The following is a 21,678-nucleotide window of genomic DNA, read 5'->3' on the forward strand; positions in this document are numbered from 1 at the left end:
AGGGATGGTTGGAAATTCGCAGCCTTGAAGACCCACACATTCAGGATATGCTCTCTCAGGCCAAGCCCACGTGGAAATGGAAACCGATGTTGATGACGATCCGCCAAGAGCGGGTCCGAGTTTACACCGGGATATGGATGGTGGTACGCATGGGCGTCGGTCTCGGCCCGAGGAAATCGTTCCGAATTCTGACTAGCGCAGCCTGAACCAGCGGACTACACCAGGGGTTGGGCGAACGCCCGGCCCATGGCGGCCGTGGGCCGGGCCGCTCGGTGCACGACACGATATCGACGCCCGCCCCGAGGAGACCCCGATGACCGGTGACCGGCACGCCCATGACGGCGGTACCGCGGCTCTGGGCACAACCACCCTCCTCCTGCCTCCCCTATGCACCGAGACCGAACACCGACCGCACCTCGCTGAGGCTCTTGCGTACCGGCACTCCGACCCGATCTGGACAACGCCATCGGCGAGAAGGCACCTCCGGCGCACCCTGGATCAGCGCCTGAAGTGCACGAACAGGCGGCCGAAGTTCCTGGAGTCCTTCTCGACCCGGTGGTAGCGGGCCTTGACGTCCTTGCGGTCGAGGAAGCGCAGCACCCGCTTCTTCAGCTGCCCGGACCCCTTGCCGGGGATGATCTCGATGCTCTTGGCCCCGGTGCGCTCGGCCTCGTCCATGATGTCGCTGAGGGCCCGATCGATGTCCCGGCCCTTGTTGAAGATGTCGTGCAGGTCGAGTTTGAGCCGCACCGTGCCTCCTCCGCGTCCGGTAGCCGGATCATACGCGGCGCGAGGACGCGCGCCGGGACCACGGCACGGCCTTTTCCTCCGGTACCTGTGGCCTCCCCCGTCACGCCCCGAGGCGCAGGGTGAAGACCATCCGGTCCACGCCCGGCCCCTCGTAGTCGGCGTGCGGTCCGGTGACGGTGAAGCCGTGGGCGCGGTGGAAGGCGATCGAGCGCTCGTTGGCGGGGGACGTGACCGCGCGCACGACCGTGCACCCGCGTTCCCGCGCCCCGTCCGTGAAGCGCCGGTACAGCCCGTTCGCGAGCCCCGTCCTGCGGCGCCCCGGGGCCACCCCGGCGAAGTGCACGTACGCCTCCTCGGGCACGGACGGCGAGGGGAAGCCGACCAGGAAGCCCGCCAGCTCCCCCTCCGCCTCGGCGACGAGGCTGGTGGTGTGGAAGTGGTCGAGGAAGAGCCTGGGAAGGATGTGCGCCACGGGGCGCTCCCACCAGTCGTCGCAGACCGCCACGATCCGCGGGTGGTCGGAGGGGAGGGCGGTTCGGACACGGACGTCGGTCACGCGGGGGCTCCTACTCGTCGTCAGCGGATGTTCCGAGCCCGGAATACCCGTCGGCGGGTCCGCGGACACCCCGTCCGAAGGCCCAGGAACCGCGAGCTCTGGCGAGCTCCTCTGGCGGGTCCGCGCCCCCGCCGCGAACCCGCGCGCTCCAGGGGCGGAGAACCGCTCAGAGGCGCCCTGACGCCCGTTCCGGAACCGACGGCGCGCCCAGGTCCCCCCTCCTCCGCCGGAGCGCCCACCACAGGCCGAACAGGGTGGCCGTCGCCAGCGCCCCGGCGACGGCGAGCACCCCGTGCACCCGCCCGTTCCTCCCGAGGCTCAGGGCCGGTCCGCCGAGAAGATCGCGGTGCCGGGGATCATCCGGCCGCGCACCGGACCCCAGCCGCCCCACACCCGCTCCAGCCCCTCGGGCCACTCCGGTTCGACCACGTCCCGCAGCACCAGGCCCGCGCGGGCGATCCCGCGCACCCAGTCACCCACCGTGTGGTGGTGCTCCACGTAGACCGCGTCGCCGCCGTCGTCCTCCTCCACGTACGCGCGGCGGTCGAAGTAGGACTGGTGCACGGTGAACCCCTCCTCGCCGGGGTCGTCCGGGAAGCTCCACCGGATCGGGTGGGTCACCGAGAACACCAGCCGCCCTCCGGGCCTGAGCACCCGCGCGGCCTCGGCCAGGGCGTCGTCGGCGGAGGGCACGAACGGGAAGGCCCCGAACGAGGAGAACACCACGTCGAAGGCGGCGTCGGCGAACGGCAGCCGCTGGGCGTCGGCCTGCACGGCCGCCAGCGCGTGCCCGGTCCCCTCGTCGATCCTGCGCGAATGCTGGAGCTGGCGGAAGGACAGGTCGAACCCGACCACCTCGCGCACCCCCTGGGCGCGCAGCCACCGCCCGCACTGGCCCGCGCCGCAGCCCACCTCCAGGACCCGGGTCCGCGGGAGGTCCTCAGGGTCGCCGAGCAGGCGCGCCTCGGCCTCGGTCAGGCCCTCCGGGCACCACACGAACTCGGCGTCGCCGAGGAAGGCCCCGTGCTCGGCCTGGTAGGCGTCGGCCGCGCCGTCCCACCACAGGCGTCCGGCGCGGGCGCTCTCCGCCGCGTCCACCGCTCGGCGCCCGACGCGCCCGGGATCCGGATAGCCGTCATCGTTCATGGGCCCCAGCCTCCCAGAGAGGCGGGTGGGAGCGAGCCCGCAGACCCTTCCGTCATCGCGCTAGGCGGTTCCCGACCGGCTTGTGTCCGCGGTCGCACCAAAGTCCCCGTCCGCCTCCGCGGTCCCCTCGGAACTCCCTTCGGCCTCCACGGTCTCCGCGGGCCCCTCAGAAGTCCCAGCGGCCTCGGCCTCGCGGGCGTCCCGGATCTCGCGGCGGACGAGGAAGACCCAACCCCCGACGGCGACGACCGCGAACACCCACCACTGCACGGCGTAGGACGCGCTCATCCCCGCGTCCTCCTCGTGCAGGGCGACCGGCTCGGGCGCCGCGTCCGGCATCGGGTCCTGCCGGGTCAGATCGACGTACCCGCCGTAGACCGGGTAGGGCAGGTCCGCGGCGATCCGGTCCACGTCGACCATCATCATCTGCCCTTCGGGCAGGTCGTCGCGGTTGCGCAGCCCGGTGTTCTCCTCGCTCTCGGAGTAGTGCAGGCGCCCGGCCACCTCCACGGCGCCCTCGGGCACGGGCGGCACCTCCGGCTGGTCGAGGGCGGTCGCGCCGCGCTCGACCCATCCGCGGTTGACCAGGACCGCGGGCCCCTCCTCGGTGACCAGCGGGGTCAGCACGTGGAATCCCACGCCCCCGGAGCCGTCACGGTTGCGCAGCAGCAGCTCGTGCTCGGTGTCCCAGGTGCCGGTGGCCTCGACGGTGCGCCAGCGCTCGTCGGGATCGACGTCCTCGCCGACCCGGGAGAGTTCGGCCACCGGCACGGGGTCGGCGGCGAGGTTGGACTGCTGGAGATCGACCGCCGCGCCGCGCTGCCCGGCCCGGTCCAGCTGCCAAAAGCCCAGCCAGATGAAGCTGGGCACCAGCACCAGCACCAGCGCGTGGAAGGCCAGCATGCGTTGCGAGAACAGGACTTTGAGCACGTCTTCGAGGTTAGGAGACGCTTCCGGCCACCTCGCACCGACCCTCTCCCCCGCGCCGCGCGGCCCCGCGCACGTGCCCGGACCCGGTGCCGCGGACGGGGCCGCCGGTCACCGGCGGCCCCGCGTGTGTGAGCGGAAGCTCAGGTCCCGCCCGTGCTACTCGTCGTCGCCGGTCACGGCGGCGGCCTTGCGCCTGCGGGCGAAGTACAGCCCGGCGCCGCCGGCGCCGACCGCGGCGATGCCCGCGGCGACCAGACCGGCCAGGGCGCCGCCGGTCACGGGGAGCTGCTCGTCGGCCTGGGGCTCGGAGGGCTCCTCGCCGGTGCTGGAGTCGTCCTCGCCCTTGTCCTCCTCGCGGGGCTCCTCGGGCTTCTCCTCACCCGGCTCCTCGGGCTTCTCCTCCTCCGGCTTCTCCTCCTCGGGCTGCTCGGGCTCGCCGGGGTTCTCCTCGCCCGGCTCCTCCGACTCCTCCTCCTCGGAGATGATCTCCATGCAGGAGCCCTCGGCCAGGCCGAGCACGGACACGGCGTTGCCGCAGATGTCGACGGCCGCGTCGACCGGGACCACGACCTGGTTGCCGCTGCCGATCCCGCCCGCGCCGCTGGTGGCGGCGTCGGGGGAGCCCTCGTTCTCGGGGGAGGCCTGGATGATGTTGATGATGGTGGTGCACTTGGCGCTGGAGCCGCCCAGGATGGCCACCGAGTTGCCGCAGACGTTGATGGCGGCGTCCACGGGGACGATGATCTGGTTGCCGCTGGCCACACCGCCGGAGCCGTCGGTCCTGGTGGTGGGCGCGTCGGCGCTCTCCTCCTCCAGGACCTCGACCACCTCGACGCACTCGGCCTGGCTGATGCCGCCGACCGCGGCCGCGTTGCCGCAGGCGTCGATCGCGGCGTCCACGGGGACGATGATCTGGTTGCCGCTGGCCACACCGCCGGAGCCGTCCGTGGAGGCCCCGCCCTGGCCGCTGGCCTCGTAGAGGACCTCCGAGACCTGGGTGCACGTGGCGCTGGAGATGCCGAGGATCGCGATCGAGTTGCCGCACAGTTCGGCCTCGACGTCCACGGGCACGACGACCTGGTTCCCGCTGCCAATCCCGCCGGAGCCGCTGGTGGTGGTGTCGGCGAAGGTCGCCGCGACGGGCGCCACGACCAGTCCGGCGGTCATGACGGTGGCGAAGGAGTAACGGATTGTGTTGCGCATGTGCGGAGGTGACCTTTCACGGATACGGCTTGGGGATCGCGCAGTCGCGACGCTGGTCCGCGGCGGGACCGGTGCCCGCGTCGTCTCACGGGTCCGGCTGTCCACCGCGGGGCGGGTCCGCCAGCGGAGAACGCTGCGTGGCGGCGGGGTGACCCGCGTGTGTGAAGTCGCGGTTCGAAAGTTCGCGGAACCGCCGACGGACCGAAACGTTAGCAAGCCACCGAAGGCTCGCAAGCGTTTTCGGAAAATATGCTTCCCCAGTATAAGTACAGCGCGCAACGTATTTACTACCTCACGTGATAACAGCAGCTCACGGCGCGCCCACTTGACTACAGAATGCTTATGTACAACCACCCAAGGTTGCCACGGGAAAAGAAAATTTTCCCGGTAAACCTCAAAAGCGAACCTACTAAGCAACTTCGCAGATTCGTATCCAGGTCGCCCTTCAGCGCCCAAAACCCTGGCGGTTTTCCCTCTTAAGCAAAGAGAATTCCCTTATGGGATAAAAGTCGGAGATGAGATGAGGGGCCCGCTCGCGGAACCCCGTCAGTGGCGCCGTACCGCCCGGAGGCGTGACCGCCAGGGCCACGTCCGCCGGGACCACGGCCGCCGGGGTCGTCACCGCCGGAAGTGAGGCCCCTGGGGTCACGTCCCCCGGGACCGTGACCCCCAGAAGAGGTACGTGCTGCTTGTCACCCTTGAGCGCGATTCTCTTCAGCCCCAGGGACTCCAGGAACCCCATAAGCCTCTGACCTCGCCAAACACAACAAAAGCGCTGGTCACGCGCGCCTACCCTGGGCCCGACGAACCGTCGACACCCGTCGGCACCCGGACTCGGCTCCGCGCCCGCGTGGTAAGGGCACGAACACCCGTGGTCATCGCTGGTGACGGATCGGAACACCCAGTTCCCTCCAGCCATGAAGGCCAACCGGAAATGTGTGATGTGCGTCCCATTATCAGGACATGCCGCCCGTTTCCCCCGCCCCACTGGAGCATGCATGCAACCCGTACCCCCGCGTCCCCGCACGCGCAAGACGGCCGGTGCCGCGGCGCTGACCCTCGTCCTCCTTCTCACGGCCTGCTCCTCGGCCGACGGGGCACCGGGGCAGTCCGGGGGTACGGTCGCTCCCGCCGACGAGGACACGGCCTCTCCCCCGCCCGGCGCGGGGCCCGGGGCCTCGGAGCCCTTCACCATCGCCTTCGGCGGTGACGTGATGTTCGAGGGCATGCTCGAACCGGTCCTGGCCGCCCCCCAGAGCGCGCTCGCACCGATCGCGCGGCAGCTCTCGGCCGCCGACCTGGCCATGGTCAACCTGGAGACCGCGGTCACCCAGGGCGGCACCCCGGCCCCGGACAAGACGTACGCGTTCCGCGCGCCCGCCACCGCCCTGGAGGCCCTGGACGCCGCGGGAGTGGACGTGGCCACCATCGCCAACAACCACGGCATGGACTACGGCGTGGACGGGCTGACCGACACCCTGGCCAACGGCGAGGCCTCACCCGTGGCACTGGTCGGCGCCGGGCGCGACGCCGAGGAGGCGTACACGCCCCACGTCGCCGAGGTCAACGGTCAGAGCGTCGCCCTGTTCGGCGCCACCGACGTCCTGGACGACCACCTGATGACGGAGTGGACGGCGGGCGAGGGCAAGCCCGGCCTGGCCACCACCAAGGGCGAGATGAGGCAGCGGATGCTCACCGCCGTCTCGGAGGCCGCCGCCGAGTACGACAACGTCGTGGTCTTCCTGCACTGGGGCCTGGAGGGCTCGCACTGCCCGCTCCCGCACGCCCCCGCCCTGGCCCAGGAGCTGGTCGACGCGGGCGCGTCCGCCGTCGTCGGCGGCCACGCGCACGTGCTGTCCCCGGGCGGGTTCCTGGGCGACTCGTACGTGCACTACGGGCTGGGCAACTTCGTCTTCTACAACTTCGAGGGCCCCACCGCGGAGACGGGCGTGCTCACCCTCACCTTCGACCAGGGCAGCGTGACCCGGTCGGACTGGGCCCCGGCACGGATTCAGGGCGGCGTCCCCGCCCCCTACGAGGGCGAGGCCGCCGCCCAGGCCACACGGACCTGGGTGGACATGCGCGCCCAGTGCGGGCTGCCGCTGGCCGACTCCCCCGCCTAGCGCAGCGCCGCGACCTTCGCCGGGTCGACGCCGTGGCGCGCGGCGGCCTCGCCGATCTCTGCCAGCAGCGCGTGGCGGCGGGCCGCGCCCAGGTAGGAGGCGTGCACGCCGTTCGCGGCGAGCCCGACCAGGTCGGCGGCGTCCAGGCCCAGCGCGTGCGCGGCGCGGTACTCGCTGTTCAGGTCGGTGCCGAACATGGTCGGGTCGTCGGTGTTGAGGGTGACCAGCAGACCGGCCTCCAGCATGCGGGGCAGCGGGTGGTCGCCCAGCTCCGCCACGGCGCGGGTGCACACGTTGGAGGTGGGGCTGACGTCCACCGGGATGCGCCCCTCCGCCAGGCGGCCGACCAGCGCCTCGTCGCGCATGGAGTCGATGCCGTGGCCGATGCGCTCGGCGCCGAGCGCGTCCAGGGCCTCGCGCACCCGTTCGGGGCCGCCGTGCTCACCGGCGTGCGGCAGGCTGGCCAGCCCGGCGGCGCGGGCCCTGCCGAACACCCCGGCGTACTGCTCCAGCGGGGTCTCCACGCCTCCGACGCCGAAGCCGACGACGCTGGGCGGCGCGTCGCGCAGGACCGCCTCCACGGTGGCCTCGGCGCTCTCCAGGCCGAAGTCGGCGGGGAAGTCGGGGATCCACCGCAACTGGATACCGTGTCGACTCTCGGCCGCGCGGCGGGCCTCCTCGATGCCGTCGAAGACCACGCGGGCGGGCACCCCGCGCATGAGGTGGGTGTAGAGGCTGACGTGCATCTCGGCGTAGCGCACGTTCTGCGCGGCCAGGCGTTCGGCGACCGCGGAGGCCAGGAGGGCGAAGTCCTGCTCCTCGCGCAGGGTCGCGACCGAGGCGAGGTAGACCTCCACGAAGTGCGGGAAGTCGGTGAAGACGTACCAGTCCCGGAGTGCCTCCAGGGTGTCGGGCACGTCGGTGACGCCGTGTCTGCGGGCGAGGTCGAACAGGGTGTCGGCGGGCATCGAACCTTCGAGGTGGACGTGCAGTTCCACCTTGGGCAGGTCGCGGACGAGCGCATCGACGTCGGTAGGCGTGGAGTGGGTGTGCATGGCGTCAAGTTACGCGTGCCGGGAGGTCGTCCCAAGCCCTTTCCGGCCAAGTTCACAGCCGTCCGTCAGAAGCGGGCCCGGATACGGTGAGGGGGTGATCCCCCAGCCCCCGCCGCGGCCTCCGCGTCCCCCGTCAGGCCCCGCCGTACCTGGTGGTGGAGGGCCTCACCGCGGTGACCGCTCCCGAAGTCACGATGCACTCCCTCTTCCTCGTCCTCTACCTGTGGGCCGCCTGGCGGCACCCGGCCGACGCAGCCAGGAGACGCAGCCAGGAGACGGCGCCGGGCCGAGGCGCTGAGCCAGGCCTATGACCGATGCGAGGCCCGACCCGCCGCGTAGTGCCGGGCCGGGCGCGTCCGCGGACGCGCCCGGCAGGCGGGCGGTCAGGCGGAGGGCGCGGCGCCGTTCACGCGGCGCGGCACGCCCAGCGGGTTGTCGTCGCGCAGCTCCCGGGGCAGCAGCGACTGCGGGACCGACTGGTAGGTGACCGGGCGCAGGAAGCGCCGGACCGCGGTGGTGCCCACCGACGTGTGCAGCGGCGCGGTGGTGGCCGGGTAGGGGCCGCCGTGGGTCATGGCGTAGGTGACCGCCACCCCGGTCGGCCAGCTGTTCCAGAGCACCCGTCCGGCCAGGGAGGCGCCCAGCGCCAGCAGCGCGGGCGCGATCTCGTCGTCCTCCTCGCCGTGCACGGTCACGGTGAGCTGGCCGCCGAACACCCCGGCCGCCTCCAGCAGCCGCCGTTCGTCGGGGTAGGTGACCACGAGCGTCGCCGGACCGAAGCACTCCTCCAGGAGGGTCTCGGCGTTCTCCAGCAGGGAGTCCAGGTCGGTGCGCAGCAGGGACGGGGTCCAGTCGTCACCGGTGCGCACGCCCTGGACCAGCACCTCGGTGGCCGGGTGGGCGCTCAGGGCGTCCAGCCCGCGTACGAAGCCCTCGGAGACCCGCTCGTTGAGCAGCGGGGCGGCGGCACGCGCGCCGAAGTCGGCGACGAGGGCGTCGAGCTTGGTCTCCTCCGGCACGAACAGCACGCCGGGCTTGGTGCAGAACTGGCCCGATCCCATGGTGGCCGAGTCCGCGTACCCGCCCAGGATCTCGTCGCCGCGCGCGGCGGCGGCCCCGCGGGTGACGAACACCGGGTTTACGCTGCCGAGCTCCCCGTAGAAGGGGATCGGGTCGGGACGCGAGGCCGCCAGGTCGAACAGGGCCCGCCCGCCGGGGATGGACCCGGTGAAGCCCACGGCCCGAGTGAGCGGGTGGGTGACCGCGCGTTTGCCCGTCTCCACCCCCTCCACCAGGGCGAAGCTGCCCTCGGGCGCTCCGGCGCCGTCGAGCGCCGCGACCACCGTCTCGGCTGTGCGCCGGGCGAGCCGCAGGTGCCCGGGGTGGGCCTTGACGACCACGGGGCACCCGGCGGCCAGGGCGGAGGCGCTGTCGCCTCCGGCCGTGGCGAACGCGAACGGGAAGTTGCTCGCCCCGAAGACCACCACCGGTCCGAGCGGGACCAGCAGGCGGCGCACGTCCGGGCGCGGGGTGCCCCAGTCGGGGTCGGCCGGGTCCACGGCGGCCTCCAGGTAGGAGCCCTCCTCCAGGACCTCGGCGAACAGGCGCAGCTGGAAGGTGGTGCGGCCCAGCTCCCCCCGGCAGCGCGCCTCGGGGTAGTGCGCCTCCTCCATCGCGATCGGCACGAGCTCGTCGGCGGCGCCGTCCAGGGCGTCGGCGACGGCCCGCAGCAGTCCGGCGCGCTCGCCCGGTGTGAGGGCGGCCAGGAGCGGCGCCGCCGCGGCGGCCCGTTCCATGACGGCGTCGAGTTCCTCCGGCGTGGTGTCCGGGGCGGTGGTCATGGCTCTCAGCCTCCAGGAGGGTGTGTACGCTGCGTCGGCCCTGATACAACCATGCCAGAGCCGATCAGGAAAGCGCTATCCAGACAGAGTGCGCCCTCCGCGCGCACAGCGACCGGGAGACCCTGTCCGGGGTTCCCGCCGCTCCGGACCGCTGACCGCGCCCTCGGGAGGGGCCGCGGAACGAAACTGGAATTTCCCCGGAACCAGGTGATTCCGGAAAGGCATCATAGGGACTGTGACGACAAACTCCCGAAGCTCAACACCCCCGCGGTCACGACGGTCCCCAGGCAGCACGGGGAGCGACCACGCGTCACGCGAGGACCGTGGACGAGCCAGCGTCGCCCACGACGAACTCGCCTTCGCGCAGGCGCCGCTGCGGAGGCTGCCCGCCCAACAGCGCAGCATGCTCAGGGTCCAGCGCATGCTCGACTGCTGCGCCGAACTCCTCGACGAGGTCGGCTACGACAACCTCTCCACGACCAGGATCGCCGAGCGCGCCGGGGTCGCCATCGGTTCCGTCTACCAGTTCTTCCCGGACAAGAAGGCCATCACCCAGGCCCTCGGGCTGCGTTTCCTCGACCAGTTCGGCGCGCGCGTCACCGAGCGCCTCGCCGACGCCTCCTTCAGCCACTGGACCCTGGCCGTGGACGCGGTGGTCGACGAGTACATCGACATGCACCGCCACGTGCCCGGCTTTCGCAGTCTGCACTTCGGTGACATCGTCGACACACGCCTCCTCAACGGAGGCGCCGACAACAACCGCGTCATCTCCATCCGCCTGCGCAGGATCATCGTCTCTGTCACAGGCATCCCCGACAATGACGAACTGGACCGGGCCATCAACGTCGCCGTCGAGGCCGCGGACGCCGTGCTCAAGCTCGCCTTCCGCGACGACCCCGAGGGCGACCCTGTCCTCGTCCGTGAGGCCAAGCACCTGGTCAGCAGCTACCTGTCCCACTTCTCCCAACGCAACGGAGGCGACCATCCGTGGTAGCCGACGCCGGCGCCCTCTCCCGACCCGTCACCGGAACGGCCGCCGGAGTGCCCTTCCTGGCCCTGCCGCCCGCCAGCGGTGACGTCCCGGCCCCGCTCGTCCTGGGCCTGCACGCCTTCGAGCCACCCCGGGCCGAGACCGCCCTGGCCGGAACCGTGCCCATGGCCCCGCTCCCGGCCTGGCGGGTCTACCTGGGCCTGCCCCTGTTCGGGGCCCGACTCCCCGAGGGCGGCATCGCCGAGATCAACCGGCGCGGCGAACGCGACTACCTCGTCGAGCTGTTCGGCCCGGTGGTCGAGGAGGCCGCCGCCGAGCTCCACCGCGTCACCGCCGAACTGCGCGCCGCCTTCCCCGTCACCGACGCCCCCGTCGGGCTGGTCGGCGTGGGCGCCGGAGCCGCGGCCGTGCTGCTCACCCTGGCCGAGGGACGCCTGCCCGTGGGCGCCGCCGCCGTCGTCAACCCGGTCGTGGACCCCGCCCTGGTCATCGCCGCGCGGGAGCGGCGCACGGGCACGGCCTACGAGTGGACCGAGCAGGCCCGCAGCACCCGCGGCTGGCTGGACTTCGGCGACCGCGCCGAGGAGGTCTCCCGCGACCGCGTCCCCCTGCTCGTCGTCAGCGGGGGCCGGGACGAGGTCGTGCCCCCCGAGCACGGCCGGTCGCTGTACGACGCCGTGGCGGCCCACGCACCCGAGCATGCGCTCCGTCACATCGTGGTCCCCGACCTGGCCCACGCCATCGGTCCGGAGCCGGGCCTGCGCCCCGGCCCGCTCACCCCGGCCGGGGTCCTCACCGACCGGGCGCTGACCGAGTGGTTCCACCAGCACCTCAGCTCTTCCGCCCAGGTCCGGACGGCCGGATAGGCGCTCCGGCGGGTCCTGCCGGGTGCTCCGTCCGCACCCCGGCCCGGCGTGAAACCCGCCGTTCACCGGGTGCACCCTGGCGCCTCCTCCCGCGTCCCCTTGACGGACGCCGCCGCGACAGCTGGTGCGCGTTCCATGGGATCATCCAGGGGCGGCCGCACCGAGCGGCCCACCTGACCGTTTCGACTCATCCTTCAGGAGGGCGAACCACGTGACGGAACCGGCACCGGTCTTTGCCAGCGGGGTCGACAACGAGCGGTTGAACGCGCAACTCCGCTTCCTTCTGGAAGTCGACAAACTCAAGCGCATCCTGCGGCAGTCCCTCCTGGTGGACGGCTCCCGGCGGGAGAACTCGGCCGAGCACTCCTGGCACCTGGCCCTGTCAGCACGCACCTTCGCCGAGTACGCGCCGGAGGGCACCGACATCGACCGCGTCGTCGAGATGCTGGTCCTCCACGACATCGTCGAGATCGACGCCGGGGACACCTTCCTCTTCGACACCGTCAACTCCCGGACCCAGGCGGAGCGCGAGCGCGCCGCGGCCGACCGCATCTTCCCCCTCCTGCCCGAGGACCAGGCCGAGCGGGCCCGCGAGCTGTGGGAGGAGTTCGAGGCGCGCGCCACCGCCGAGGCGCGGTTCGCCCGCGCGGTCGACCGGCTCTCGCCCATGCTCGCCAACTGGCACAACGAGGGCGGCACGTGGGTGCGCTTCGGGATCACCCGGGCGCAGGTGATGGAGAAGGTCAAGCTGATCCAGGAGGGATCGGAGGCGCTGGGCGCCTACGCGACCGCCCTGGTGGACGACGCCGACCGCCGCGGGTACTTCCGGACCTGAGCGGCGGGGCCCGGCGCGAAGCCCCCTCACGGGACACCGCGGAGGGCGCCGCGGGGCCCGTGCGGGGCCCGGCGCCGCGGGGTCAGACCCAGCCCATGAGGATCTGGACCGCGGCGGACAGGCCCACGAGCACCAGGCACACCCGCAGGGCGGCCGGGCTGAGCTTGCGCCCGAACCTCCCGCCCAGGTAACCGCCGATGATCGTCCCGCAGGCGATGAGGCCGACCACCGGCCAGGCGGGCTCGGCCAGGATGATGTAGAACACCGACGCCGTGGTGTTGACGATGGTGGCGAGCATGTTCTTCAGGGCGTTGAGCCGCTGGAGCTCCTCATCCAGGGCGGTGCCCAGGATGCCCATGAGGATGATCCCCTGGGCGGCGGCGAAGTAGCCGCCGTAGGCGCCGGTCGCGTAGGCGCCCAGCGGCAGCAGCGGACCGCCGTCCTTGTGGGCGGGCCTGCGCGAGCGGACCCACCGGGTGATCCGCGGCTGGAGGACGATCAGCACGCAGGCGAAGCCGATCATGAACGGCACCACGGCCTCGAACACGCCCGGGGGCAGGTAGATCAGCAGCAGGGCGCCGGTCACCGCGCCGAGGAAGGACATGCTGCCCAGCCGGAGGATGCGGGCGCGCTGGCCAGCCAGCTCCCGGCGGTAGGCGATGGTGCCGCTGAGCGTCCCGGGGGCCAGGCCGATGCTGTTGGAGACGGTCGCGGTGATCGGCGGGTAGCCGAGCGCCAGGAGCACGGGGAAGGTGAACAGCGTCCCCGACCCCGCGATGGCGTTGATCCCGCCGGCCGCCACACCGGCGAGAAGGATGACCGCCGCCTCCCAGAGTTCCATCCGCCCAGCTCTCCCTGTCCGCCCCCGACGGTCGAGGGCGACAACAGACTACGAGAGCGGGTCATCGGATGATCATGCCGGGATGCGCGCAGGGCCTGAGCCCGGTCCAGTACCGGGCTCAGGCCCTCGCGGCCCGGCCTTCCGTCAGCCGGTCCGACACCCGGGGACCGGACCGGCCGACGGGGTGGGTCCCCCTCGCTCAGGGGTCAGCGCGCCCGGGTGCCGAGCGGCGGAGCCGGGTCAGGGGGCCCGGACCACGTCGTCGCGCAGCCGGTCGAACGCGGCGCCGACCCCCTTGAGGGCCTGGCCCATCTCGGCCGGGACGATCCACACCTTGTTGGCGTCGCCCCGGGCGATCTCCGGCAGCTTCTGGAGGTAGTGGTAGGCCAGCACGTCCGGGTCGACCCGGCTGGTGTGCAGGGCCTTGAACACCATGTGGATGGCGTCGGCCTCACCGCGGGCCCGGGTGGTCTGGGCCTCGGCGTCGGCCTTGGAGGTGAGCGCCTGCGCCTCGGCCGCGCCCCTGGCCCGCAGCACCGCCGCCGAGCGCTCACCCTCGGCGCGCAGGACGGCGGACTGCTTCTCGCCCTCGGCGCTGAGCAGCTGGGCGCGCTTCTCCCGGTCGGCGCGCATCTGCATCTCCATCGCCTCCTGCACGGAGGACGGCGGCTCGATGCCCTTGAGCTCGATGCGGCTGATCTCGATGCCCCAGTCGCTGGTGGCCTCGTCCAGCACGGCCTTCAGCTCGCGGTTGATCGCGTCGCGGGAGGTGAGCGTCCCCTCCAGGTTCATACCGCCGATGACGTTGCGCAGCGTGGCCAGGGTCAGCTGCTCGACGGCCTGGATGAAGTTGGCCACCTCGTAGGTGGCCCGGTAGGCGTCCACGACCCTGATGTAGACCGCCGAGTCGACCTCGACCGCGAGGTTGTCCTCGGTGATGGCCGACTGCGGCGGGAAGCTCACGACCTGGACGCGGCGGTCGATGCGCTCGCGCACGTGGTCCACACCGGGGACGACGATGTTGAAACCCGAGCTCAACGTCCGGTGGAACTTACCGAAACGCTCGACGACGTCCTCCATCGAGTGCGGAACGATACGCACGCTCCGCCAGAAGACGAGCAGCAGAACCGCGACGAAAAGCGCCACGATGATGATCATGGTCATGGGGCCGCCCCGGTTTCCGGACGGAGGACGTCATTCGGTATCGGCATCTGGGCAGCTCCGGATCTCCTGACGGGGGTGACAGGCGGGCACGGACCGCGCCCGGCGGCCCCGCCCACCCGAAGATCATAAAGCGCGCCGAAATGGAGCGATCCGCTCACCGCTCGCTGACGCTACCCCATATGCGCCGGGGCGACCACATCCGGACAGAAACGCTGTTTATGGTCAATACATTTGCTTCGTTAACGCAATCCAATAAGAGGGAATCAGTCCTCGGGGGGACTCGTGCTCCCGGACGTAACACGTGCTCAGACGGCCGGGTGTCCGGTCGCCCGGGACTTCGGGCACAACGCCCGCCCGGACGGCCTCCGGTGCCCCGTGCTCCGAGCGCTCCGAGCGCCCGAGAGCTCAGACGGCCCGGGCGCCCCAGCGGTCCCCGTCCCTCTCCACCTTCAGCGCGAGCCCGAAGGTCTCCGACAGGTGGTCCGCGGTCAGGACCCCGTCGATCGGACCGGCCTGCACCACCGAGCCCCCGCGCAGCAGCAGGGCGTGCGTGGTCCCGGCGGGGATCTCCTCCACGTGGTGGGACACCACCACCAGCGCGGGCGCGGCCTCGTTGCGGGCCAGGCTCCCCAGACGGCGCACCAGGTCCTCCCGGCCGCCCAGGTCCAGCCCGGCGGCGGGCTCGTCCAGGAGCAGCAGCTCGGGGTCCGACATCAGCGCGCGGGCGATGAGCACGCGCTTGCGCTCGCCCTCGGAGAGGGTGTGGAACCGGCGGTCGGCCAGGTCGCCGACGCCCCAGTGGCCCAGCAGGGCGCGGGCGCGGCCGTAGTCCGGGTTCCCGTACTCCTCGCGGAAGCGGCCCACGTAGCCGTAGGCGGCGCTCAGCACGATGTCGAGGACCTCGGTGCCCTCCTCGATCCGCGACGCCACCGAGGCGCCCGCGTAGCCGATGAGCGGACGCAGTTCGAACACGTCCACCCGGCCCAGCCGCTCGCCGAGGATCTCCACCTCGCCCGCGGTGGGGTGCGTCTGGCTGTAGGCCACGTTGAGCAGCGTGGTCTTGCCCGCACCGTTGGGGCCGAGGACGACCCAGCGCTCGCCCTCCAGGACCGTCCAGTCCACCCCGTCCAGCAGATGGGCGTCGCCCCTCCGCACCGTGACCCCGCTCAGGCCCAGAACACGCCCGTCCATCGTCCTCCCTCACGTCACGTCCCACGCCGGTGCACGGGCCGCCCTACCCTGAAGCAATGCATCTCTCGTCCGCACCACTCGTCGCCTGGGGCAACGCCTGGCTGTCCGGACACGTCGGCCTCGACGAGGCCGTCGACGTCGTCGAGCGGCGCGGTGGTCCCAACCTGATCGGGACAGTACCGGCCGTGGACCTGCCCTTCGACAGCGGCGTACCGTTGCGGGCCGCACTGACACGGCTTCGCGGCCTGGGGCTGTCCGCCTTCCGGTTGGCCCTGCCCACCTGGGGAGATCCCCTCGGACTGGTGGGCCCCAAGGAACTCAACCAGGCCGCCGTCGAGGCGCGGGAGGGGGTACTGGTGCGGCTCGCCGACCGGCAGGTGGGCCTGGTGCCCTCCGCCGACCGGCGTGGTTCATCCTATGTGGGCGTTTCGTGGACACCGTATCCGGCGAACGACGCGCTGCCGCAGGTACCCGGCCTGGCCGAGGCGGAGCAGGCGCTCAAGCTCGCCCTCATCGAGGCCGCCCGGGCGATGGAGGGCGTGGACGACGTCGCGCCGTTCGCGCCGGACGTGCACCGCCATCTGGGCGAACTGGACGGCGGCGGTCCGTCGTCGCTGGCGCGCGGGTACCCGCCGCGGGCGCACCGGGTGGCGGAGCAGGCGGGACGGCTGGCCAGGGTGGTGCAGCTGGCCGATCCGTCGTCGGGACGGGGGCTGACCGCCCACCAGGCGACGGCCCGCTCCGAGGGGCTGCGGAGGCTGGACGCGGCGGTGCGCCGGGCCCTGGTGGCCGCGCACGGGGCGATCGACCTGTCCGACCGGGGTGTGCCGGGGCGCTGAGCGGACCCGGGAGCCGTCGGGCCGCCGCAGGACCGCTGTCCGGGAGCGAACCGGAGAGCTGGGACGGCCGGGCCGACCCCGCCCCCCGGGCGCGGGGAACCGGGCCGCCCGGGCGCTCAGTCCGAGGCGCGCTCCGCTTGACCGCCGGTGCCGCCGCTCCCACGGCGCACCGCCACCAGACGGACGACGCGGACCGAGGCGACCGCCGCACAGGCCAGGGCGAGCATGAGAAGGGCCACCCAGAACGACGTGAACAGGTAGGGCACCTGGAACCACGCCACGTCCCTGCCCCGGTAGAGCCATCCGACCACCTCGTGCAGGACAGCCAGCAACAGCGGCGGCACGGCGTAGGGCAGCAGGCGCGCCGACACGGCCCACCACGGCCCGCCCCCGCGCGCACGGGCCCAGTCGCCCGCGCGCCGGACGCCCCTCCAGGCCAGCGGCACGGCGGCGGCGCCCAGGGCGAGCAGGACGGCGTCCGTGACCAACATCGCCGTTCCCGTCGGCGGTGTGGGCGCCCGTCCGGAGTCGACCAGCTCCACGAGCGCGCCCGCCAGGGCGGAGGCGCCGCTGCCCTCCGATCCGCTGTTGGCCATGACCGCCACACCGTGGCCGCTGTCGGGCAGCAGCGCCTGGTGCGCGGTGGCGGTGAGCAGGTTGCCGCCGTGCTCGACCACCGGTGCTCCCGAACCGGTCTCGTCCAGCGACCACCCCAGGGCGTAGGAGCCCTCGGAGACCGTCGAGGGGGTGTGCAGGGTCTCGACGCCCTCCTCGGACAGGATCCGGCCGCCGCCCGGCCCCCGTCCGCCGTTGTTGTGGGCGACGAGCCACGCGCCCATGTCCGCGGCGGTGCTGAGGACACCGCCCGAGCCGTTGCCGAACCCGGGGGGTTCGTCCGCCGGGAACGAGCGGCCGAGCACGCTGATGTGGCCGCGCGCGCTGGGCGGCAGATCGAGGTCGGTGTCGATGGTGGTGCTGTCGTCCATCCCCAGCGGGGAGAGGACCCGCTCGTCCAGGTAGTCGGCGAAGGACCGTCCGCTGACCACCTCGACCAGGCGGGCGGCGACCTGGAAGTTGGGGTTGTGGTACTCCCACCGCGTGCCGGGTTCGGCGGCCAGACCGGCGTCGCGCAGGTCCTCGACGGACTGGCGCAGGGTGAGCGTGCTCCGGCCCCGGCTGTAGGAGGCGAACTCGGAGTCGGACATGCCGGAGGTCTGGTCGAGCAGCTGGCGGACGGTGATCCGTGCCGCGCGGGGGTCGGCCATCGTGAACCCGGGCAGGTGCTCCCGCACCGGGTCGTCCAGGCCGAGCTCTCCCGCCTCGGCCAGCTGGAGGACCGCCAACGCGGTGAAGGACTTGCTCACCGAGGCCACGGCCATGGGCGTGTGCTCGGTGACGGGTTCCCCGCTGGGGGTCGTGCCGTACCCCTCCGCGTGGACGACCTCCGTGCCGTGGGTCAGGACCACCGCCGCGCCGGGGAGGCCGGTGGCCTCGCGGTACTCCTCCACGAGGGCGTCGACGGCCGCGGGGGACGGGGAGCGGGAGGGTTCGGCGGAGGCGGGTGCCGCGTGCAGGAGCAGCAGGGCGGAGGCTCCCAGGACGCAGAGGACGCGGTAGCCACGGCGTGGACCTGAGCGTGTTCCCGGGCCTCGGCGTGGGACTGCGCCTGGGTCCAGGAGCGGGTCTGAGTCTGGGCGTGGGCGTGGGTCTGGAGGCATGCGGCCACGCTAGGGAGGGCGGCGGGGCGTCCTCCATGGTGTGGACCTCGGACCTCTCCTGGGGTCCCCACCACGGCGGCCCTGCGGCGCGCACCACCCCGCGGCCCCGGGACCGGCCCGGTTCCGGCCAGGAGGCGCTGAGCAGGGGCGGGGCGGGGGTTGTTCCGCGCGCCCGCGCGGGCCACCCTGGAGGAGGGGAGGGACACCCTGGGACGGGAAGCGGGATTCTCGGGGTAGGGCCAGGGACGTTACCTGATCCCGTGGCGGCGGAGAATGCCGATACTGGGTGTGTGGCAGGCCGGACCCCCGGTCCCACGGAAGGAACGAGGAGACCCGTCATCATGCAGCCCGAGCACATCCGAGCCTCCGACGCGGACCGGGACAAGGTTGCCGAGCGGCTGCGCGAGGCCCTGGCCGAGGGGCGCCTGACCCCGGTCGAGCACGAGGAACGGCTGGACACCCTCTACAAGGCCAAGACCATGGGCGAGCTCGGCCCCATCGTGGAGGACCTGCCCGTGCCCGGCCACGGGTACGACTACGCGTCGATGGAACGGCGTTCCGACGAGCCCAGCGGCATGGAGATCCTGGGCAGCGAGGCGCGCGACCTGGCCGGACAGAGCAAGGGCTCGGAGAACCTGGTCGCGGTGTTCGGCGGCTGCGAGCGCAAGGGCCGCTGGCTGGTCGAGCCGCGCACGAACGTGTCCGTGCTGTGCGGCGGCGTGGAACTGGACCTGCGCGAGGCGGTGCTCAGCCAGCACGAGGTGACCATCCAGGTCGCGGTGATCATGGGCGGGGTGGACATCACCGTGCCCCACGGGGTGAGGGTGATCAACAACACGTCCGCGATCCTGGGCGGCGCCGACATGCACGGAACGGACCAGGTCACCGACCCGAACGCCCCGGTCGTCCGTCTGACCGGGACCTGCATGCTGGGTGGGGTGGACATCAAGGCCAAGGGACCCAAGCGAAAGAAGAAGAGCCGGAAGGACAGGTGACGTACGTCGCGCCTCCAGCTGTCCACATAGTGAACTAGCTGGGAAAAGGGTCAGCCCTGCGCGACGCCCCTCCGGGGTGGCCGAGTACCGTGGACAACGCCATGAACGATAAATCCACGCTGTTGGTGACGGTGACCGGCCACGACCGTCCGGGCATCAGTGCTCGTCTTCTGAGCACCCTCTCCGTCTTTCCGGTGACCATCGCCGACCTGGAACAGGTGGTCCTCGCGGGCCGTCTCGTACTGGGCGCGGTCCTGGAGGTGGACGAGCGGGTGGCTCCCGGTGTGAGCCCCGCGCGGGTCTTCGAGGAGGTCCGCAGCGCGCTCGACAAGACCGCTATCGACCTCGACATGGAGGTCGGCTACGGCAAGGGCGGCGGGAAGGACAACGGCCGTGTGAAGGCGGTCGTCCACGACCGCCTGCACGTGACCGTCCTGGCCGACCCGCTGCGTCCCGGCGCCCTGGGCGCCCTCACGTCGTGCGTCGCGCGCGCAGGCGCGAACATCGACCGGATCGAGCGGTTGTCCAGCTTCCCGGTGACCTCCGTGGAGATGGAGATCTCCGGGGGCGACGTCGACCAGCTGCGCGCCGAACTCGCCATGGAGGGGGCCACCCAGGGGGTGGACGTGGCCGTGCAGCCCAGCGGCCTGCACCGGCGGGCCAAGCACCTCATCGTCATGGACGTGGACTCCACGCTGATCCAGGGCGAGGTGATCGAGCTGCTGGCCGCGCACGCCGGATGCGCGGACGAGGTCGCCCGGGTCACCGAGGAGGCCATGCGCGGCGAGCTGGACTTCGAGGAGTCGCTGCGCCGCCGGGTGATGTTGCTCAAGGGCCTGGACTCCTCCGCCATCCCGAAGGTGTGCGAGGAGATCCAGCTGACGCCGGGCGCCAGGACGCTGGTGCGCACCCTGAAGCGCCTGGGTTACGAGTGCGGGATCGTCAGCGGCGGCTTCACGCAGTTCACGGACGTGCTCGTCGAGCGCCTCGGGTTGGACTACGCCGCCGCGAACACCCTGGAGATCATCGACGGCCAGCTCACCGGTGAGCTGGTGGGGCCGATCATCGACCGCAAGGGCAAGGCGACCACCCTGGAGCGGTTCGCAGCGGAGGCCGGTGTTCCCCTGGAGCAGACCGTGGCCGTGGGCGACGGCGCGAACGACCTGGACATGTTGCAGGCGGCGGGACTGGGCGTGGCGTTCAACGCCAAGCCGGTCGTACGGCAACAGGCCGACACCTCGGTGAACGTGCCCTACCTGGACACGATCGCGTTCATCCTCGGGATCACCCGGGAGGAGATCGAGGCCGCGGACATGCGGGGGCAGATCGAACCGGTTTCGAGCTCGGTGCTGCCTGGCTGACGACCCGGGAGCCCTGTGTCCTCCCGGCCCCCGCGGCCGGAGGACGCAGGGAGCCGGAGGACGCAGGGAGCCGGTGAGGGCTGCGGACCGCCGCCCGAGGGCCGCGGATCGCGGTGGCCACTCGGGGCCTGACGCACACCGCGGCCCGCGCGGACCGCGCGGCGCGTCAGGTCACCAGGTGTCAGGCCACCGGGCCGCGGCGGTAGGCGCGGACGACCGCTGGGACGCGGTCTCCGGGTCACCGTGGGCCGGTTACCGGGAAGGGGCGGCGGTGGCGCCGACCCCGTCCGCACGTCGGCGGAGGGGTACCAGACGGCCGCGCCGGTGGGCCATCCACAGGAACACGATCGTCGCCACTGTGCAGAACAGGATCGAGTACAGGCTTCCCTCCGGTCCGAAGTCGCCGCCGGTGATCAGCATCGGGCCCGACAACGTGGTGTCCAGCAGTCCCTGCTGGGTGTCGTTGCCCGAGACCGCGGTGCTGAAGATGGCGGACCCGGCGATGTTCCAACCGAAGTGCAGGCCGATGGGCAGCCACAGGCTGCGGGTGGCGATGTAGGCGGCGGTGAGCATGCCGCCGGCCTCGATCGCGATGGCGAGGGCGCCCCACAGGGTGGCGTGCGGGTTGATCAGGTGCACCAGGCCGAACAGCACACCGGTCAGCACCAACGCGATCCACGTCCCGGTGCGCTCCTCGACGATCCTGAACAGGACGCCGCGCCACATCAGTTCCTCACCCACCGCGACCGCGGCCATGAAGCCGAGCAGCCCCAGCGCGCCCGTCATCGAGCCCACACCGTTGGCCTGGTAGAACCCGAGGAAGGCGATGTTCGCGATGACGAGCCCGAACAGCCCGACACCGATCAGCGTCCCCAGGCCGGTCGCGGACACCGCGCCCTTCCGAGCGAGCTCCGTGACCTCGCGGCGCTCGGTCCGGCGTACCACCCACCTGTAGACGAACACCGAAACCACAGCTGTCAGAACACCGACGGCGATTGTGAGCCACGGGTTCCCCTGCACCGCGAAAAGGCTCTGACCCCCGATGAGAGAGACCGCTGCGACGGCCAGGAACTGCCAAACTATTCTCACGAAAACTCCTTCGCCGGACCCGCGGACGGAATGCCGCAGCTGCATCGAACACTACGGATCCGGCGGTTTGAAATCGTCACCGTGCAGTGGACACCTGCACGTAGCTCTCTCGGGGGACAAGGGGACCCACCCCAGCGTTCACAAACGCACAAACCCCAGCACAAAAAAGTGGGGGACCGCCCCG

General features: G+C 72.0%; 19 protein-coding genes. 7 read left to right on the top strand and 12 right to left on the bottom strand.

Annotation, left to right across the window (positions count from 1 at the left end; translation table 11 throughout):
* Positions 1 to 498: 498 nt before the first annotated feature.
* The 5 genes from ACSIH6_RS26375 to ACSIH6_RS26395 all read right to left on the bottom strand — a co-directional run bounded on the left by ACSIH6_RS26375 (position 499) and on the right by ACSIH6_RS26395 (position 4,585).
* Positions 499 to 750, bottom strand: a complete 252-nt coding sequence (locus tag ACSIH6_RS26375; protein ID WP_435111042.1) for a Smr/MutS family protein — start codon at positions 748 to 750, stop codon at positions 499 to 501.
* A 100-nt stretch (positions 751 to 850) separates the two neighbouring features.
* On the bottom strand, positions 851 to 1,306 hold the full coding sequence (locus ACSIH6_RS26380; protein ID WP_435111044.1) for a GNAT family N-acetyltransferase: 456 nt from the start codon (positions 1,304 to 1,306) through the stop codon (positions 851 to 853).
* 318 nt (positions 1,307 to 1,624) lie between these two features.
* Positions 1,625 to 2,452 carry a class I SAM-dependent methyltransferase gene (locus ACSIH6_RS26385; RefSeq protein ID WP_435111045.1) on the bottom strand — a complete coding sequence of 276 codons (828 nt, stop codon included), beginning with the start codon at positions 2,450 to 2,452 and terminating at the stop codon, positions 1,625 to 1,627.
* Positions 2,453 to 2,512: 60 nt separating this feature from the next.
* Entirely contained in the window at positions 2,513 to 3,382 is an 870-nt protein-coding gene (locus tag ACSIH6_RS26390) for an SURF1 family cytochrome oxidase biogenesis protein (RefSeq protein WP_435111046.1), read from the bottom strand.
* 156 nt (positions 3,383 to 3,538) lie between these two features.
* Positions 3,539 to 4,585 (bottom strand): chaplin family protein, encoded by a 1,047-nt coding sequence (locus tag ACSIH6_RS26395; protein ID WP_435111047.1) that lies wholly within the window; start codon positions 4,583 to 4,585, stop codon positions 3,539 to 3,541.
* 998 nt (positions 4,586 to 5,583) lie between these two features.
* Here ACSIH6_RS26395 and ACSIH6_RS26400 point away from each other — a divergent pair.
* Positions 5,584 to 6,708 carry a CapA family protein gene (locus ACSIH6_RS26400; RefSeq protein WP_435111048.1) on the top strand — a complete coding sequence of 375 codons (1,125 nt, stop codon included), beginning with the start codon at positions 5,584 to 5,586 and terminating at the stop codon, positions 6,706 to 6,708.
* Here ACSIH6_RS26400 and add read toward each other — a convergent pair.
* Together add and ACSIH6_RS26410 are read right to left on the bottom strand one after the other, a co-directional pair.
* The gene (gene add / locus ACSIH6_RS26405) at positions 6,705 to 7,763 is read right to left on the bottom strand and encodes an adenosine deaminase (RefSeq protein ID WP_435111049.1); all 1,059 of its coding nucleotides are present in this window, start codon (positions 7,761 to 7,763) and stop codon (positions 6,705 to 6,707) included. The genes ACSIH6_RS26400 and add overlap by 4 nt on opposite strands.
* A 383-nt stretch (positions 7,764 to 8,146) precedes the next feature.
* Complete coding sequence (locus ACSIH6_RS26410; protein WP_150248480.1) at positions 8,147 to 9,604, bottom strand: aldehyde dehydrogenase (NADP(+)); 1,458 nt, start codon at positions 9,602 to 9,604, stop codon at positions 8,147 to 8,149.
* Positions 9,605 to 10,007: 403 nt separating this feature from the next.
* Between ACSIH6_RS26410 and ACSIH6_RS26415 the strand changes: the two genes are divergently transcribed.
* The 3 genes from ACSIH6_RS26415 (at position 10,008) to ACSIH6_RS26425 (ending at position 12,296) form a co-directional block, all read left to right on the top strand.
* Positions 10,008 to 10,598 (top strand): TetR/AcrR family transcriptional regulator, encoded by a 591-nt coding sequence (locus ACSIH6_RS26415; RefSeq protein ID WP_435111050.1) that lies wholly within the window; start codon positions 10,008 to 10,010, stop codon positions 10,596 to 10,598.
* The gene (locus ACSIH6_RS26420; protein ID WP_435111051.1) at positions 10,592 to 11,461 is read left to right on the top strand and encodes an alpha/beta hydrolase family protein; all 870 of its coding nucleotides are present in this window, start codon (positions 10,592 to 10,594) and stop codon (positions 11,459 to 11,461) included. Before ACSIH6_RS26415 ends, ACSIH6_RS26420 begins: the two co-directional genes overlap by 7 nt.
* A gap of 211 nt (positions 11,462 to 11,672) precedes the next feature.
* Positions 11,673 to 12,296: an HD domain-containing protein gene (locus tag ACSIH6_RS26425; RefSeq protein ID WP_017563491.1), complete on the top strand. Its 624-nt coding sequence runs from the start codon at positions 11,673 to 11,675 to the stop codon at positions 12,294 to 12,296.
* A gap of 82 nt (positions 12,297 to 12,378) precedes the next feature.
* Here the strand turns inward: ACSIH6_RS26425 and ACSIH6_RS26430 are convergent, their stop codons facing one another.
* The 3 genes from ACSIH6_RS26430 to ACSIH6_RS26440 form a co-directional block, all read right to left on the bottom strand.
* Positions 12,379 to 13,137 (bottom strand): sulfite exporter TauE/SafE family protein, encoded by a 759-nt coding sequence (locus ACSIH6_RS26430; protein WP_435111052.1) that lies wholly within the window; start codon positions 13,135 to 13,137, stop codon positions 12,379 to 12,381.
* Positions 13,138 to 13,377: 240 nt separating this feature from the next.
* Positions 13,378 to 14,301 (bottom strand): SPFH domain-containing protein, encoded by a 924-nt coding sequence (locus ACSIH6_RS26435; RefSeq protein WP_017563493.1) that lies wholly within the window; start codon positions 14,299 to 14,301, stop codon positions 13,378 to 13,380.
* 405 nt (positions 14,302 to 14,706) lie between these two features.
* On the bottom strand, positions 14,707 to 15,492 hold the full coding sequence (locus tag ACSIH6_RS26440) for an ABC transporter ATP-binding protein (protein ID WP_435111053.1): 786 nt from the start codon (positions 15,490 to 15,492) through the stop codon (positions 14,707 to 14,709).
* Positions 15,493 to 15,548: 56 nt separating this feature from the next.
* On the opposite strand from ACSIH6_RS26440, the gene ACSIH6_RS26445 reads away from it, so the two are divergent.
* The gene (locus ACSIH6_RS26445) at positions 15,549 to 16,331 is read left to right on the top strand and encodes an Rv1486c family protein (RefSeq protein ID WP_435111054.1); all 783 of its coding nucleotides are present in this window, start codon (positions 15,549 to 15,551) and stop codon (positions 16,329 to 16,331) included.
* A gap of 116 nt (positions 16,332 to 16,447) precedes the next feature.
* On the opposite strand, the gene ACSIH6_RS26450 is transcribed toward ACSIH6_RS26445, so the two are convergent.
* On the bottom strand, positions 16,448 to 18,049 hold the full coding sequence (locus tag ACSIH6_RS26450) for a serine hydrolase domain-containing protein (protein ID WP_435111055.1): 1,602 nt from the start codon (positions 18,047 to 18,049) through the stop codon (positions 16,448 to 16,450).
* A gap of 341 nt (positions 18,050 to 18,390) precedes the next feature.
* Between ACSIH6_RS26450 and ACSIH6_RS26455 the strand changes: the two genes are divergently transcribed.
* Positions 18,391 to 19,044, top strand: a complete 654-nt coding sequence (locus ACSIH6_RS26455; protein WP_435111056.1) for a DUF1707 SHOCT-like domain-containing protein — start codon at positions 18,391 to 18,393, stop codon at positions 19,042 to 19,044.
* Between the two features lie 101 nt (positions 19,045 to 19,145).
* A complete protein-coding gene (gene serB, locus ACSIH6_RS26460; protein ID WP_435111057.1) occupies positions 19,146 to 20,405 on the top strand; it encodes a phosphoserine phosphatase SerB in 1,260 nt (419 codons plus the stop codon).
* A 252-nt stretch (positions 20,406 to 20,657) separates the two neighbouring features.
* On the opposite strand, the gene ACSIH6_RS26465 is transcribed toward serB, so the two are convergent.
* Positions 20,658 to 21,368, bottom strand: coding sequence for a CPBP family intramembrane glutamic endopeptidase (locus ACSIH6_RS26465; protein WP_435111058.1), 711 nt, complete (start codon positions 21,366 to 21,368; stop codon positions 20,658 to 20,660).
* Positions 21,369 to 21,678 lie beyond the last annotated feature (310 nt).

Source organism: Nocardiopsis synnemataformans (genome assembly GCF_965343085.1).
GTDB lineage: Bacteria > Actinomycetota > Actinomycetes > Streptosporangiales > Streptosporangiaceae > Nocardiopsis > Nocardiopsis alborubida.

Coding starts and splice junctions, on each gene's coding strand:
- ACSIH6_RS26450 (WP_435111055.1), bottom strand. CDS start 18,049: ATGCCTCCAGACCCACGCCCACGCCCAGACTCAGACCCGCTCCTGGAC.
- ACSIH6_RS26445 (WP_435111054.1), top strand. CDS start 15,549: ATGCATCTCTCGTCCGCACCACTCGTCGCCTGGGGCAACGCCTGGCTG.
- ACSIH6_RS26385 (WP_435111045.1), bottom strand. CDS start 2,452: ATGAACGATGACGGCTATCCGGATCCCGGGCGCGTCGGGCGCCGAGCG.
- ACSIH6_RS26455 (WP_435111056.1), top strand. CDS start 18,391: ATGCAGCCCGAGCACATCCGAGCCTCCGACGCGGACCGGGACAAGGTT.
- add (WP_435111049.1), bottom strand. CDS start 7,763: ATGCACACCCACTCCACGCCTACCGACGTCGATGCGCTCGTCCGCGAC.
- ACSIH6_RS26410 (WP_150248480.1), bottom strand. CDS start 9,604: ATGACCACCGCCCCGGACACCACGCCGGAGGAACTCGACGCCGTCATG.
- ACSIH6_RS26435 (WP_017563493.1), bottom strand. CDS start 14,301: ATGACCATGATCATCATCGTGGCGCTTTTCGTCGCGGTTCTGCTGCTC.
- ACSIH6_RS26395 (WP_435111047.1), bottom strand. CDS start 4,585: ATGCGCAACACAATCCGTTACTCCTTCGCCACCGTCATGACCGCCGGA.
- ACSIH6_RS26430 (WP_435111052.1), bottom strand. CDS start 13,137: ATGGAACTCTGGGAGGCGGCGGTCATCCTTCTCGCCGGTGTGGCGGCC.
- serB (WP_435111057.1), top strand. CDS start 19,146: ATGAACGATAAATCCACGCTGTTGGTGACGGTGACCGGCCACGACCGT.
- ACSIH6_RS26415 (WP_435111050.1), top strand. CDS start 10,008: ATGCTCAGGGTCCAGCGCATGCTCGACTGCTGCGCCGAACTCCTCGAC.
- ACSIH6_RS26400 (WP_435111048.1), top strand. CDS start 5,584: ATGCAACCCGTACCCCCGCGTCCCCGCACGCGCAAGACGGCCGGTGCC.
- ACSIH6_RS26440 (WP_435111053.1), bottom strand. CDS start 15,492: ATGGACGGGCGTGTTCTGGGCCTGAGCGGGGTCACGGTGCGGAGGGGC.